This window comes from Caulobacter sp. NIBR1757, assembly GCF_027912495.1.
Classification (GTDB): Bacteria; Pseudomonadota; Alphaproteobacteria; order Caulobacterales; family Caulobacteraceae; genus Caulobacter.
Genome location: NZ_CP115463.1, coordinates 537,427 through 550,697 on the forward strand (window position 1 = coordinate 537,427; position 13,271 = coordinate 550,697).

Sequence of the window (13,271 nt, forward strand, 5' to 3'; positions counted from 1 at the left end):
GCACACCCCGATCCGGGGAACCCCGGCTTGACAGGACGCGCGACCCATTATGACCCTTCGATGACGACGTTATGTCGGCTGGGGAACATCATGTTGGCGAAGAATCGGACGGCGATCTGGACCTCGGTCCTGCTGGGCACAACCATGCTGACGGGCGTCGCCTACGCCCAGGAAGCGCCCGGCGGCAACGCCGTCGAAGAGGTGATCATCACCGCCCAGAAGCGTGACGAGAACCTGCAGGACGTGCCGGTCTCGATCCAGGCGCTCGGCGGCCAGAAGCTGGAGGAGCTGCAGGTCAGCGACTTCGGCGACTTCGTGAAGTTCCTCCCTTCCGTCTCGACCCAGCCGGTCGGCCCCGGCTTCGGCAGCGTCTACATGCGCGGCGTCGCCAGCGGCGGTGACGGCAACCACTCCGGCTCGCTGCCCAGCGTCGGCATCTATCTGGACGAACAGCCGATCACGACGATCCAGGGCGCGCTTGACGTCCACGTCTACGACATCGCCCGGGTCGAGGCCCTGGCCGGACCGCAGGGTACGCTTTACGGGGCCAGCAGCCAGGCTGGCACCATCCGCATCATCACCAACAAGCCCGAGATCGGCGTCTTCGAAGGCGCCTTCGACGCCGAGGTCAACACCGTGTCCGGCGGCGACCAGGGCTATAGCGGCGAAGGCTACGTCAACATTCCGATGGGCGAGACCATGGCCGCCCGCATCGTCGGCTGGTACGTGCATGACGCCGGCTACATCGACAACGTGCCTTCGACCCGCACCTATCCGACCTGGGGCGGCACCATCAACAACGACGACTTCGCCGAGGAAAACTACAACGACGTCGACACCATCGGGGCCCGCGCCTCGCTGAAGGTCGACCTTGGCGAAAACTGGACGATTACCCCGCAGCTGATGGCCCAGCGCCAGGAGGCGGGCGGCAACTTCTCGTACAATCCGCTGATCGGCGACCTGGCCCAGGCCCGCTATCGCCCGGAATACGGCAATGACGAGTGGTACCAGGCGGCCCTGACCGTCGAGGGCAAGATCGGCATGTTCGATGTCGTCTACGCCGGCAGCTACCTGAAGCGCGATGTCGAGACGGCCAGCGACTACTCGGACTACAGCTTCTTCTACGACACCCTGTTCGGCTACGGCGCCTACTGGACCGACAACCTCGGCAACCCGGTCGATCCGACCCAGTACATCAACGCCACCGACCACTACACGCGCCAGACCCACGAAATCCGGGTCTCCTCGCCAGCGGACCAGCCGATCCGCTTCGTCACCGGCCTGTTCTACCAGGACCAGACCCACGACATCTTCCAGGACTACCAGATCGACGGCCTGGGCTCGACCCTCTCGATCACCGGCAAGCCGGGCACCATCTGGCTGACCAGCCAGCAGCGGGACGACACCGACAAGGCCGTGTTCGGCGAAGTCAGCTGGGACATCACCCCGGCCCTGACCCTGACCGGCGGCCTGCGCTTCTTCGAGGCGGAAAACGGCCTGCGCGGCTTCTTCGGCTTCGGGTCGGGCTACAGCGGCAGCACCGGCGAGGCGGCCTGTTTCCAAGGCCCGATCACGCCCCAGGCGCCCTGCACCAACGTCATCAAGTCGACCAAGGAAGACGGCAACACGCACCGCCTGAACCTGACCTGGAAGATCACCGAAGATCACATGATCTACGGCACCTGGTCGACAGGTTACCGGCCGGGGGGCATCAACCGCCGCGCCACCCTGCCGCCCTACAAGTCCGACTTCCTGACCAACTACGAGTTCGGCTGGAAGACCAGCTGGCTGAACGGCGCCCTGCGCTGGAACGGCGCGGCCTTCTTCGAGGAGTGGGAGGACTTCCAGTTCTCCATCCTCGGGGCCAGCGGCCTGACCGAAATCAAGAACGCCGCCAACGCCGAAATCTACGGGATCGAAACCGACATCGTCTGGCGGCTGACTGATGACTGGACCGTGTCGGGCGGCGGCGCCTACACCAATGCCGAACTGTCCGACAACTACTGCGGCTTCACCGACGCCAAGGGCAACCCGGTCACCAACTGCGCCAGCCCCCTGTCCCCGTCCGGCACCCAGCTGCCGGTAACGCCGAAGCTGAAGGGCAACGTCACCGTGCGCTACGACTTCGTGCTGGCCGACATGGACGGCTTCGTCCAGGGCAGCTGGGTCGGGCAGTCGAGCAGCTACGCCGACCTGCGCCTGGTCGAGCGCGACATCCTCGGCAAGCAGGACGGCTGGCAGACCTTCGACTTCGCCATCGGCCTGAAGCCCGGCGACTGGAACCTGCAGCTCTACTTCAACAACCTGTTCGACGAGCGGGCCAGCCTGTTCCGCACCACCCAATGCGCCGAGGCGGTGTGTGGCGGCGCCGTCTATGTGACGCCGAACCAGCCCCGCACCATCGGGCTGAAGGTCGGGCGGAAGTTCTAGCGGTAGTCCGCCTATCGAAGCGGCCTACCCTTATACCGCGCCTTCCGGTGGGAAGGCGCGGGAACGGCTGTCCGCCCTTGAAATCCTTGGCGGAATGGTGGCCGGAGGGTTGGCCGGGGCGCGTGGACTGTAGCCCGGGGCGTAGGCGGATCGTGGGTCCGCCGTCGCCGAATGTGGGTTCGATTGGCGTCGGCCGACCCACTTGGGCCGGCGGCTTTTGTCGCACCGACGGGAGGCCGTCAAAACGGTCGAAAATGGATATGTCTAGACATATTCATCCAGCCCGGACCCCCGGTTTTGGGGACGACAGCCGTTCGACGCGGGTGGACCGTCAGGCGCAAGCCTCGGAGTCTCCACCATGCGCCACCTGGTCATCGCCAGCCTCGCCGCCCTCGCCCTGACCGCCCCGGCCCTCGCCGCCGAACCGCCCGGCGCCTCCGCCGTCGTCGAGGCGCTCGACAAGGCCTGCCGGGTCTACGTCAAGGGCGATGACTACGACGGCTTCGCGGCCGCCGCCGCCGGCTTGGGCATCAACGACTATTTCGGAACCTACGTGCGGCGCAGCCCCGGGGTCGACATCCTGGCCATCGCCGCCACCGATGCCCCGCCGTTCGCCCGCCGCTGCACCATCGCCCTCGACGGTCCGCCGGCCCTCGCCGAACCGACGCCGGCCGCCATCGCCGCCTGGGCCAAGGCCAATGGCTTCAAGCCCGACGGCGCCCCCAGGGCGAAGACCAACCCCGACGGCAAGGCTTACACCGAAACCCTGTGGACCGCACCCAAGGCCAGGTTGCAGCTCAACCTCCACGGCCCTGGCGTCAACGGCCGGGCGAACGCTTCGGTCACCTGGTCGGTGGCGGACTAGGCCGCCGCCCTAGGCGACAGGCTGGGCGGCCTTCTTCTTCACGAACACCGTCTGGGTGTTGGTGTATTCCAGCAGGCCTTCCAGCGCCCCCTCGACCCCGACACCCGACTGCTTGTGGCCGCCGAAGGCCGCCAGCGGGGAGAGGTGCTGGCTCTCGTTGATCCAGACGGTGCCGGTGGCGAGGCGGCTGGCGATTTCCAGCGCCTTGTCCTCGTCCGCGGACCAGACAGAGCCGCCGAGGCCATAGTCGGAGGCGTTGGCTCGGCCGATGACCTCGTCCAGGTCGTCGAACTTGAGCAGCGGCAGCACCGGGCCGAACTGCTCTTCCTGGACGATGCGGGAATCTTCGGGCGGGTTGTCGATGATGGTCACCGGCACGAAGTAGCCGGGGGCCGTGCTCGTCTCGCCGCCGACCAGGAACTTGTAGCCCTTGGCCTTGGCGTCGGCGATCAGGTCGAGGACGCGGGCGTACTGCAGCCTGTTCTGGATCGGACCCATCTGCGTGCCCTGCTCGGCCCCGTCGCCCATCTTCACCGTGGCGGCGTAGGCGACCAGCGCCTCCTTCAGCGGCTCGTAGATGTCCTTGTGGACGTACATCCGCTTGGTGGCGATGCAGATCTGGCCGGTGTTGCGGAAGGCGGCCCAGAACAGCTGCTCGGCCACGGCGGCGACGTCGACGTCGGGCATGACGATGGCGGCGTCGTTGCCGCCCAGCTCCAGGGTCACGCGCTTCAGCGTCGAGGCGGCGCTCTCCATGACCTTGCGGCCGGTCTGGGTCGAGCCGGTGAAGCTGACCTTGTCGATGCCGGGGTGGCTGGTCATCCAGGGGCCGAGCGCGTCGCCGCCGGTGACGATGTTGAGCACGCCGGGCGGCAGCACATCGCGCAGGATCTCGCCGATCTTCAGGGTGGTCAGCGGGGTGAAGGGAGAGGGCTTCAGCACCACCGTGTTGCCGGCCAGCAGGGCCGGGGCCAGCTTGAACATGGCCAGGATGACCGGGAAGTTCCACGGCGCGATGGCCCCGACGACGCCGATCGGCACATGGCGGGTCTCGCCGCGGCGCTCGGCGGTGTCCTCGACGACGGTGACCGGCAGGTCGAGGCTGGCGGTGGCTTGCAGCCAGTAGGCGCCGCCCATGACATCGCCGAAGGCGTCGCCGTGCGGCTTGCCCTGTTCGCTGGTCAACAGGCGCTTGAGATCCTCGCCCTTGGCGGCAATGGCGCCGGCCATGGCCAGCAGCAGTTCCTTGCGCTTGGCGATCGGGGTGGCGGCCCAGGCGGGGAAGGCCTTGCGGGCGGCGGCGACGGCCTCGTCAAGCTGCTCGCGGCTGGCGTCCGGCGCCTGGCCGATGACCTGCTCGTTGGCGGGGTTGAGCACATCGAAGCTGGACGCGCCGGCGACGCCCTGGCCGCCGATGGTCATGGTGTAGTCGCCGTCGAACCGCATGATGATCTCCCGTCAGGTCTTGTCGTTGCCCCCATCCTGGAACAGGCGCCGTTGCGTCAGCCAATCTTCGCGCGTCATCTCCCAATAGAGTGACCGGCGCGAGCCGCCGTCCGGCAGCCGGCTGAGCCGCTCGCCCATGGGCGTGAAGCCGGCCGCCTCGATCACCTTCGCCGAGCGGATGTTGTCGGGCGCGGCCGTCAGCCCGACCAACCGCACGCCCAGCACCTCGAACATGAAGCCGAAGGATCGCGCCGCCCCGGCCGCGCCCTGGCCGCTGTTCTGGCGGTCCGCCCGTTGGGCGCCCGCCAGCTCGGCCGAGGAGCGATCGGGCCAGACGGTGATGCGGCTGTAGGCGGCGATCTGGCCCCGGTCGTCGGGGGTGACGGTCAGCAGGGCCTCGCCCGCCTCGCGCAGCCGCAGGGACCTGGCCACCCAGGCGCCGATGCGAGCCGGGTCGATGGGGCGGGGGATGTCGTAGATGGGGCCGGAAACAAGCTCGTCGGACAGGAGATCGACGAGGCCGGGAATGTCCCTGGCCGTCGCCACACGGGCGTTCGGGGTGATCAGCGCCGGGTCGGCGGTGCGCACCGCCTGGCGGATGGCGGCTTCCTCCTCCGGTGTCGCGGTCAGCACGGTCACCGGGGGAGCACTCATGTCAGCTGGCCTTCCGGCGTGGGTCGTGGACGGCGATGAGCATGGTCAGAAGCGCGGCGCCGAGCAGACCGAGCGAGGCGCCGAAGACGACGCTATAGCCCATAAGATCGGCGACCGCGCCGCCAATCAGCGGACCGAGGGTGGCGGTCACCCCTTCGGCCGTCGCCGAGATGCCGATCCGCATCGGCAGGTCGTCGCGATGGCCGAACTCCAGGATCATCGTCTGGCTGGCCATCATGTAGCCGGCCTGGGCGGCGCCGAGGCCGAAAAAGGCGAAGAAGACGGCGACCGGGTTGGCCAGGGTCATCAGCGCCACCGTGGCGGCGATCCAGCCGCCGATGGACAGCAGCAGCACGATGCGGAAGCCGGAACGGTCGCCCAGATAGCCCCAGGCGATGTTGCTGACCGTGTCGGCGCCGAGGAAGGCCAGCGACAGCAGGCCCAAGGTCGAGCCGTCCAGATGCATCGTCTGGCCGACATGCAGGATGTAGAAGGGCGTCGCGATGCGGGCCGAGGTGGCCAGCATCTGCACGACCAGGAACCAGCGATAGGCCGGGTCGGCGGCGATCAGGCCGGGGATGTCCTTCATCCGGTCGCGCAGGCGGGCCGCCGTGCGGATGGTCGGCGGCGTGGGTTCGCGGATCTGCGCCTGCAGGAACCAGAGGCCGGCGCTGGTCAGCAGGAAGGCGAGGACGAAGGTGGTCGAATAGCCGTTGTTCAGGACATTGGCCTCGATCAGGTACTTGCCGGACGCATAGGCCAGCACCGCCGCGATCAGCCCGCCCACCGCGTTGCGCCAGGCCTGCAGCCGGCCGCGCAGATGCAGCGGGATGACCTTGGACATCAGCAGGGTGAAGGCCACCCGCTGGGCCCCCATGAACACCCCGAACAGGAAGAGGAACAGGAGCAGGGTGACCACCTGGGCGCTGCCGCTCAGGAACCAGCCGGCCAGGGCCATGCCGAGGATGGCGAGGCGCCCGAGACTGCCCAGCACGATGGCCGAGGGCATGATCTTCGTCCGGTGCTCCATCTTGGCCCCGGCCACCAGCGGCGAGACGATGCCGCCGACCTGCTGCAGGGCCAGCCCCAGGCCGACGATGGTGTTCGAGCCGCTGATCAGGTGCAGATAGGCCGGCATGAAGGTCGGGGCGTTGATCAGCCGAAAGCCGGTCATCCCCAGCATGCCGTGCACGAAGTTGCCGATGTAGTTGCCGCGCAGGTTGTCGTTCACGAAGGCGGCGTACTCGGCCTCGCGCTGCTGCAGGTCTGCTTCGGGCGCCGGCGCCACATCGCCGTCGAGGGGTTCGGTCATATCTGCCTGGCCCGGCCTTCCCAGTAGGGGGCGCGGACCTTGTTCCGCTGGATCTTGCCGGCCTCCGAACGGGGCAGGTCGGCGACGAAGTCGAGGCTCCTGGGCACCTTGAAGCCCGGCAGGTTGGCGCGGGCGAAGGCGAGGATTTCGTCGGCCAGTTCCGGACTGGGCTCATGGCCGGGTTTCAGCAGAATGACCGCCTTCACCTGCTCGCCCCATTCGTCGTGCGGCGCGCCGATGGTGGCGCTGTCGGCGACGGCGGCGTGCTTGACCAGCTCGTTGTCGATCTCCTGGGGATAGATGTTCACCCCGCCGGAGATGATGGTCTCGGCGTTGCGGCCGGTGAGGAACAGGTAGTCGTCGTCGTCGAAATAGCCGACGTCGCCCATGGTGAAGAAGTCGCCGACCCGCGAGGCCGCGGTCTTGGCCTCGTCCTTGAAATAGGTGAAGCCGCCGCCCGGCGGCATCTGCTGGTAGATGGCCCCGGCCTGGCCGTTGGGCAGGTCATTGCCCGCCTCGTCGAGAATCCGCACCTGCAGCAGGGCCGGCCGCTTGCCGACGCTGCCCGGTTTGCTGAGCCACTCGTGGCTGTCGATCAGGAAGCCGGCCCCGCCCTCGGAGCCGGCGTAGTATTCGGTCAGCACCGGCCCGAACCAGTCGATCATCGCCCGCTTGACCTCGGGCGGGCAGGGGGCGGCCCCGTGGATGATGAACCGCACATGGTCGATCGGATGCCGCGCCTTGACCTCGGCGGGCAGGGCCAGCAGGCGCTGGAACATGATCGGCACCAGGTGGAAATGGGTCACCTTCCGTGTGCTGATCGTCTTCAGAACATGCTCCGAATCCCACCGGTCGATGAAGACCAGGCTGGCCCCGCCGGCCATGGCGGCCCGCACGTCGAAGGCCAGCGGGGCGGCGTGATAGGCCGGTCCGGCGCACATCTGCACCGACTGGCCGGGGACGTAGCCGCGCATCAGGAAGGTGGCGTAGGGCGTCACCACCGGCACGGGCCGGTGCACCCCCTTGGGCCGCCCCGTGGTGCCGGAGGTGTACATCATCCCGTTGCCGAGCACCGGGTCGGGGATATCGCTGCCGTCGAACGGCGCGATGGCGGCGGCGTAGGATTCGAAGCCGGCGACGGCCCCGCCGACGGCCAGCCTGACGGTCGGGCCCGGGCAGCTGGCCATGGCCTCGGGCAGGGCCGCGACCCGCGCCTCGCCGACCACCGCCCTGGCCTCGCAATCCTTGATAATGTAGGCGATCTCGTCGGCCGACAGGTGCCAGTTGACCGGCGTCAGCCTCAGGCCCGTCCGCAGGGTGGCGGCCAGCGCCTCGACGAATTCCACCCGGTTGGAACAGACCAGGGCGACACTGTCGCCGGCCTCAAGGCCGCGCGCCCGCAGCAGCCGCACCAGCCGGTTGGCCTGTGCATTGACCGCCGCGAACGAATGCTCGGTCCCGTCCGGATCGACGACACAGACCGCCTCCGGCTGCAGGCCCGCCCAGACGGCCAGCTGCATGCCCTGCAGGGCGGCGGCGTCCAGGCGCTCCATCAGCGCCTGGTCGGCAAGCGCGGCATCCATTGTCTTCTCCCCTGCAGCAGAGGGGCGAGTGCTGTGCCGCGCTCTGCCCCAATCGCAAGTCTGGGCCATTCGAACGCCGTTTCGCAATCAAATGCCGACAGGTCGCCAACTTCGTTTTGGTCCGGCCCGAGCCCGCCGCCTAGCGAACGCCTCCGGCTCGCGCGCGGAAGCCGACTATCCAGCCGTGGGCCTGATCGTCAATCAGTTCGGCCTGGCGCTCCTTCAGGCTGGTGAAGGCCACGGTGACATCGTGCTCAAATGTCCTTGGGAAATTGTTGTAAGCGGTGTGTTCGGCAAAATCCTCGGTTTCCCAGCGCTTGATGATGACCTTGTAGACCTCGACGTGCGCAAGAAATTGCTGGAACGAGGCAGGCATTGTGGCTCCGTCGATCAGGTGGGAATTTTCAACGATTGCCCGCTCCATTTGCAGATTTATCGGCATGAAGACCTCCGTCATCCAGAGTCGCCACTGGATGATCTCGTCCTTGGTCGGCGGGTCTGACGGATTGAAGAAGGGGACGCCCGGTCGGCAGCGCGAGCGGAATGCCGCCCAAGCGGCGCCCGATGCACCGTTCAACGAGAACAGCGGCCCATAGAGGTACTCCAACTGGTCGCTGAGAAACTTGATTCTGGCCTTTCGGGTCTCGATCCGGACGTTGTTGAGGTGGGTGCCGACAAAGGCGACAGCGACGGTCACACAAATGGAGGCGATCTGGATCCAGAGTGCGGGCGTCATTTCTGACGGTGAGGGCGGCATGAGCAACTCCGACTATCGTAGTTGAAAACACACGTTATGGAGAGGCCTTTGGCCGACGCTTGGTGTCAAGCCTCCGGGGCTTCTCGCCATTCGAACAAAAGCGGTATGAGGGGACATGACTTCCACCGAGCCCGCAAAGTCGTCCTCCGCCCTCGTGCTCTTCTCCGGCGGCCAGGACAGCGCCGTCTGCCTGGCCTGGGCCCTGGCCCGTTTCGACCGCGTCGAGACCATCGGCTTCGACTATGGCCAGCGCCACAGGGTCGAGCTGGAGGTGCGGCAGACCTATCTGGCCAGACTGGCCGCCGCCTACGATCCGGCCGTCACAAGGCTTGGCCGCGATCATGTGCTCGACCTGGCGGTGCTCGGCGCCATCAGCGGCACGGCGATGACGCAGGAGATCGAGATCGCCTTCAGCGAATCGGGCCTGCCCAACACCTTCGTGCCCGGCCGCAACCTGCTGTTCCTGACCTTCGCCGCCGCCGTCGCCTATCGTCGGGGCATCAAGCACCTGGTCACCGGCGTCTGCGAGACCGACTATTCCGGCTATCCCGACTGCCGCGACGACACCATCAAGGCCCTGCAGGTGGCGGTGAATCTCGGAACCGAGAGCCGCTTCGTCATCGACACCCCCCTGATGTGGATCGACAAGGCCGCCACCTGGGCGATGGCCTCGGCGCTCGGCGGCCAGCCGCTGGTCGACCTGATCACCGAAGACACCCACACCTGCTACCTCGGCGACCGGACCAGGCGGCATCCGTGGGGCTACGGCTGCGGGACGTGCCCGGCCTGCGAGCTGCGGTCGGCGGGGTATGCCAAGTGGGTCGAGGGGAAATAACCTCCTCACAGCTGTCATCCTTCGGTCGCGAAGCGATCCGGAGGACCCACCCGTAAGCTTGGCGGCTGGACCATGTGGTTTGCATGACCAGCGATGACAGCCTTCCGGCTCCAGCTGGTTCCGCCCGACGGTGGGTCCTCCGGATTGGGCTTCGCCCAACCGAAGGATGACAGCGGAGAGGGGGCGCTGGTCTAGAGAACCTCGTCGAACAGATCGTCCAGCGCCCGCCAGGCTCGCGCGTTGTTGGCCGCGTGGAAGGCGAACCCGGGCATGCCCCAGCCGTCGGCCTCCGGATTGGTGAAGCTGTGGCCCGTGCCGCCGTACAGGTTGAGGCGCCAGTCGACGCCGCCGGCCCGCATTTCGGCCTCGAAGGCGGCGCGCTGCTCGGCCGGCACGACCGGGTCGTCTGCGCCGATGCAGGCCAGGATCTTGCCCTTGATGTTGGCGGCGTCACCCGGTCGGGCCGTGGTCAGTCCGGAGTGGAAGGCGACCGCGCATTTCAGGTCCGCCCCGCCGCGCGCCAGTTCCAGCGCCGCCGTGCCGCCGTAGCAGAAGCCGATGGCCGCCACCCGGCTGCTGTCCGCCCTCGGATGCGCCAGCAGGGCGCCGAGCGCCGCCGTCATACGGGCGCGTATGAAGGCCGGGTCGCTCATGAACCGGCCGAAGCGGCGCATCATCTCCTCGCGGTCGGTGACCACCTGGCCGCCGCCCTGGTAGTCGACCGCCAGCGCCAGGCAGCCGCGCCCCGCCAGCCGCCGGGCGGCGTCCAGCGTGTGCTGCGTGATCCCCGGCGACTCATGGGCGACCAGCACTGCCGGGGCCGGGCCGTCGCCGGCCGGCAGGAACAGCCGGCCGATCATCGCCGCGCCGTCAGCCTCGTAGGGTGTCGCCATGCCGTCCATCGCCCATCCTCCCCGAATGTTCGCCCAGTCTAGCCGCTCAGCTTCCCTTGAACACCGGTGGACGCTTCTCGAGGAAGCTGGCCACGCCTTCCTTGTGGTCGTCGGTCTTCATCAGCGCCCGGATGGTCTCGATGGCCCAGCCGCCCAGCTCGCGCGGATCGCCGTAGGTCCCGCGCCGCAGGCCCTCCTTCATGTAGCGCAGGGCCAGGGGCGGGTTGACCGCGATGCGGGCCGCCAGCGCCTTCGCCCGCACCATCAGCTGCTCGTGCGGCGTCACCTCGCTGACCAGGCCGATGCGCAGCGCCTCGGCCGCATCGATGACGTCGCCGGTGAACAGCAGTTCCGCCGCCTTGGCCGGGCCGACGATGGAGGGCAGGCGGTAGAAGCCGCCGACGTCGCAGACCAGGCCGCGCTTGATGAACAGTTCGGCGAACTTCGCCTTCTCCGAACAGATGCGGATGTCGGCATAGAGGGCCAGCTCCATGCCCCAGCCGACCGCCGCCCCGTTGACCGCCGCGATCAGCGGCTTGTCGCATTCCAGCGCCGCCATGGCCGCCGGGGTGGGCTTGTGGCGCACGACCGGGGTGGCATCGGCCGACACGGCCTTGGGTCCGGCCATGATCTCGCGCACGTCATCGCCGCTGCAGAAGGCCGGATCGGCCCCGGTGACGATCACGCATCGCGCTTCCACGTCGGTCACCGCCTTGCGGAGACAGGCCTCCAGCTTGGCGTAGGCGTCCCAGTTCAAGGCGTTGCGCTGCTCGGGCCGGTTGAGGGTGATGATCGCGACATGGTCCTCAACGACGTAGGTAACCGTTTCCTCGGCCATCTTCGGGCTCCTCCCATTTGCTTTGGAAAAGACAATCCTTGAGGCGCCCATGGGGAAAGCGAGCATCTTGTTGGCGCAAGAGGAATCGTCATGACCGCCAACCCGCCCCCCGTCCGTGAGGTCGTCCCCGCCCACTGGTTCGATCCGGCCCCGCTCGAGGCCTGGCTGACCCGCGAGGTCGAGGACTTCGGGACCGGCATGCAGGTGCATCAGTTCCAGGGCGGCGCCTCCAACCCGACCTTCCTGCTGACCACCCAGACCTCGGAGGGGCAGCACCTCTATGTCCTGCGCAAGAAGCCGCCGGGCGTGCTGCTGGCCAGCGCTCACCAGGTCGATCGCGAGTACAGGGTGATGAAGGCCCTCGATGGCCTGATCCCGGCGCCGAAGATGCGGGCGCTGTGCACCGACGAGAGCGTCATCGGCACCAGCTTCTACGTCATGGACTACCTGGAAGGCCGCATCTTCCGCGACGCCGCCCTGCCGGAGCTCAGCCCCGCCGAGCGGACCGCCGTCTACGACGAGCTGAACGCCACCCTCGCCAGGCTGCACCAGGTCGACTACGTGGCCGCCGGCCTCGAGGACTTCGGCCGGGCCGGCGGCTATTTCGAACGCCAGGTCTCCCGCTGGACCAAGCAGTACCGCGGGGCCGAAACGGAACTGATCCCGGAGATGGAAGCGCTGATCGAAAAGCTGCCGGCCCGCATCCCGGCCGACGACAGCGTCAGCATCGCCCACGGCGACTACCGGCTGGAAAACGTCATGTTCCACCCGACCGAGCCGAAGCTGATCGCCGTGCTCGACTGGGAGCTGTCGACCATCGGCCACCCGATCGCCGACATCGCCTACAACGCCTTCCTCTGGCGCTCGACCTCGCTGAGCTGGGGCAGCCTGGTGGGGGTCGACTTCGCGGCCAGCGGCATCCCGACCGAGGCCGAGTACGTCGCCGCCTACTGCCGCCGCACCGGCCGCGAGACGATCGAGGACTGGCCCTTCTACATGGCCTTCGGCATCTTCCGCCTGGCCTCGATCAGCCAGGGGGTCTACCGCCGCGTCCTCTCCGGCCAGGCGGCCAGCGAACGGGCGGCCGAGAACGGCACGCCGGTGCTGGCGGCGCAGGCGTTGGCCATCCTCGAAGGCCGCGATTGACCGATCGGCGAACTGCCGCCCCCGGGTCGCAAATTCATTTGGCAGGCCGCGCGCCATAAAGCACTGTGCGGCCTGCCCGGCCGCAATGAGCCGCGCTGCATCACCATTGGGGACCCCACAATGAAGTCGTTCGCCCTCGCGCTGGCCCTGCTGGCCGCCGCCACCCCGGCCGCCGTCCTTGTCACGCCCGCCGCCGCCGAAGAGGCCAAGCCCGCCTATTCCACGGCCGCCACGCCGCTGGGCGAGCTGATCAAGAATCCGGAGACCAAGGCCGTGCTCGAAAAGCACATTCCCGGGATCAGCACCAACGCCGAAGTCGAGCCGGTCCTCGGCCTGCCGCTGAAGCAGATCCAGGGCTACGCCCCCGACCGCCTGCCCGACGCCCTGCTGGCCGCCATCGACGCGGACCTGGCCAAGGTGCCGGCCAAGCCGGCCAGCTAAACCTGCAGGCCGGGGCGAGATTCTCCGTCTCCGTTTCGGACTGAAACCGGACCGGCGCAAATCCGCCCCGC

At 67.9% G+C, this 13,271-nt stretch carries 12 protein-coding genes; 5 read left to right on the forward strand and 7 right to left on the reverse strand.

Going from position 1 to position 13,271, the window contains the following annotated elements:
* Nucleotides 1-90: 90 nt before the first annotated feature.
* Both O5I81_RS02595 and O5I81_RS02600 read left to right on the forward strand, forming a co-directional pair.
* Entirely contained in the window at nt 91-2,430 is a 2,340-nt protein-coding gene (locus O5I81_RS02595) for a TonB-dependent receptor (RefSeq protein ID WP_271067381.1), read from the forward strand.
* Between the two features lie 358 nt (nt 2,431-2,788).
* Nucleotides 2,789-3,295 carry a hypothetical protein gene (locus tag O5I81_RS02600; protein ID WP_271067382.1) on the forward strand — a complete coding sequence of 169 codons (507 nt, stop codon included), beginning with the start codon at nt 2,789-2,791 and terminating at the stop codon, nt 3,293-3,295.
* A 9-nt stretch (nt 3,296-3,304) separates the two neighbouring features.
* Here the strand turns inward: O5I81_RS02600 and O5I81_RS02605 are convergent, their stop codons facing one another.
* From O5I81_RS02605 to O5I81_RS02625, 5 genes are all read right to left on the reverse strand, one after another.
* The gene (locus O5I81_RS02605; protein ID WP_271067383.1) at nt 3,305-4,741 is read right to left on the reverse strand and encodes an aldehyde dehydrogenase family protein; all 1,437 of its coding nucleotides are present in this window, start codon (nt 4,739-4,741) and stop codon (nt 3,305-3,307) included.
* A gap of 12 nt (nt 4,742-4,753) precedes the next feature.
* Nucleotides 4,754-5,395, reverse strand: coding sequence for a GNAT family protein (locus tag O5I81_RS02610; protein WP_271067384.1), 642 nt, complete (start codon nt 5,393-5,395; stop codon nt 4,754-4,756).
* A gap of 1 nt (nt 5,396) precedes the next feature.
* Complete coding sequence (locus tag O5I81_RS02615) at nt 5,397-6,707, reverse strand: MFS transporter (RefSeq protein ID WP_271067385.1); 1,311 nt, start codon at nt 6,705-6,707, stop codon at nt 5,397-5,399.
* A complete protein-coding gene (locus O5I81_RS02620) occupies nt 6,704-8,290 on the reverse strand; it encodes an AMP-binding protein (protein ID WP_271067386.1) in 1,587 nt (528 codons plus the stop codon). The genes O5I81_RS02615 and O5I81_RS02620 overlap by 4 nt, the downstream gene beginning before the upstream one ends.
* Before the next feature lie 139 nt (nt 8,291-8,429).
* Nucleotides 8,430-9,047: a hypothetical protein gene (locus O5I81_RS02625; protein ID WP_271067387.1), complete on the reverse strand. Its 618-nt coding sequence runs from the start codon at nt 9,045-9,047 to the stop codon at nt 8,430-8,432.
* A 115-nt stretch (nt 9,048-9,162) separates the two neighbouring features.
* Between O5I81_RS02625 and queC the strand changes: the two genes are divergently transcribed.
* On the forward strand, nt 9,163-9,882 hold the full coding sequence (gene queC, locus O5I81_RS02630) for a 7-cyano-7-deazaguanine synthase QueC (protein ID WP_271067388.1): 720 nt from the start codon (nt 9,163-9,165) through the stop codon (nt 9,880-9,882).
* A gap of 191 nt (nt 9,883-10,073) precedes the next feature.
* Here queC and O5I81_RS02635 read toward each other — a convergent pair whose 3' ends face one another.
* Nucleotides 10,074-10,775, reverse strand: a complete 702-nt coding sequence (locus O5I81_RS02635; RefSeq protein WP_271067389.1) for a dienelactone hydrolase family protein — start codon at nt 10,773-10,775, stop codon at nt 10,074-10,076.
* A 46-nt stretch (nt 10,776-10,821) separates the two neighbouring features.
* Complete coding sequence (locus tag O5I81_RS02640) at nt 10,822-11,613, reverse strand: enoyl-CoA hydratase-related protein (protein WP_271067390.1); 792 nt, start codon at nt 11,611-11,613, stop codon at nt 10,822-10,824.
* A 90-nt stretch (nt 11,614-11,703) separates the two neighbouring features.
* Between O5I81_RS02640 and O5I81_RS02645 the strand changes: the two genes are divergently transcribed.
* Together O5I81_RS02645 and O5I81_RS02650 are read left to right on the forward strand one after the other, a co-directional pair.
* Nucleotides 11,704-12,759: a phosphotransferase family protein gene (locus tag O5I81_RS02645; protein WP_271067391.1), complete on the forward strand. Its 1,056-nt coding sequence runs from the start codon at nt 11,704-11,706 to the stop codon at nt 12,757-12,759.
* A 120-nt stretch (nt 12,760-12,879) separates the two neighbouring features.
* Nucleotides 12,880-13,200: a hypothetical protein gene (locus O5I81_RS02650; protein WP_271067392.1), complete on the forward strand. Its 321-nt coding sequence runs from the start codon at nt 12,880-12,882 to the stop codon at nt 13,198-13,200.
* Nucleotides 13,201-13,271 lie beyond the last annotated feature (71 nt).

Coding starts and splice junctions, on each gene's coding strand:
- O5I81_RS02595 (WP_271067381.1), top strand. CDS start 91: ATGTTGGCGAAGAATCGGACGGCGATCTGGACCTCGGTCCTGCTGGGC.
- O5I81_RS02600 (WP_271067382.1), top strand. CDS start 2,789: ATGCGCCACCTGGTCATCGCCAGCCTCGCCGCCCTCGCCCTGACCGCC.
- O5I81_RS02605 (WP_271067383.1), bottom strand. CDS start 4,741: ATGCGGTTCGACGGCGACTACACCATGACCATCGGCGGCCAGGGCGTC.
- O5I81_RS02610 (WP_271067384.1), bottom strand. CDS start 5,395: ATGAGTGCTCCCCCGGTGACCGTGCTGACCGCGACACCGGAGGAGGAA.
- O5I81_RS02615 (WP_271067385.1), bottom strand. CDS start 6,707: ATGACCGAACCCCTCGACGGCGATGTGGCGCCGGCGCCCGAAGCAGAC.
- O5I81_RS02620 (WP_271067386.1), bottom strand. CDS start 8,290: ATGGATGCCGCGCTTGCCGACCAGGCGCTGATGGAGCGCCTGGACGCC.
- O5I81_RS02625 (WP_271067387.1), bottom strand. CDS start 9,047: ATGCCGCCCTCACCGTCAGAAATGACGCCCGCACTCTGGATCCAGATC.
- queC (WP_271067388.1), top strand. CDS start 9,163: ATGACTTCCACCGAGCCCGCAAAGTCGTCCTCCGCCCTCGTGCTCTTC.
- O5I81_RS02635 (WP_271067389.1), bottom strand. CDS start 10,775: ATGGCGACACCCTACGAGGCTGACGGCGCGGCGATGATCGGCCGGCTG.
- O5I81_RS02640 (WP_271067390.1), bottom strand. CDS start 11,613: ATGGCCGAGGAAACGGTTACCTACGTCGTTGAGGACCATGTCGCGATC.
- O5I81_RS02645 (WP_271067391.1), top strand. CDS start 11,704: ATGACCGCCAACCCGCCCCCCGTCCGTGAGGTCGTCCCCGCCCACTGG.
- O5I81_RS02650 (WP_271067392.1), top strand. CDS start 12,880: ATGAAGTCGTTCGCCCTCGCGCTGGCCCTGCTGGCCGCCGCCACCCCG.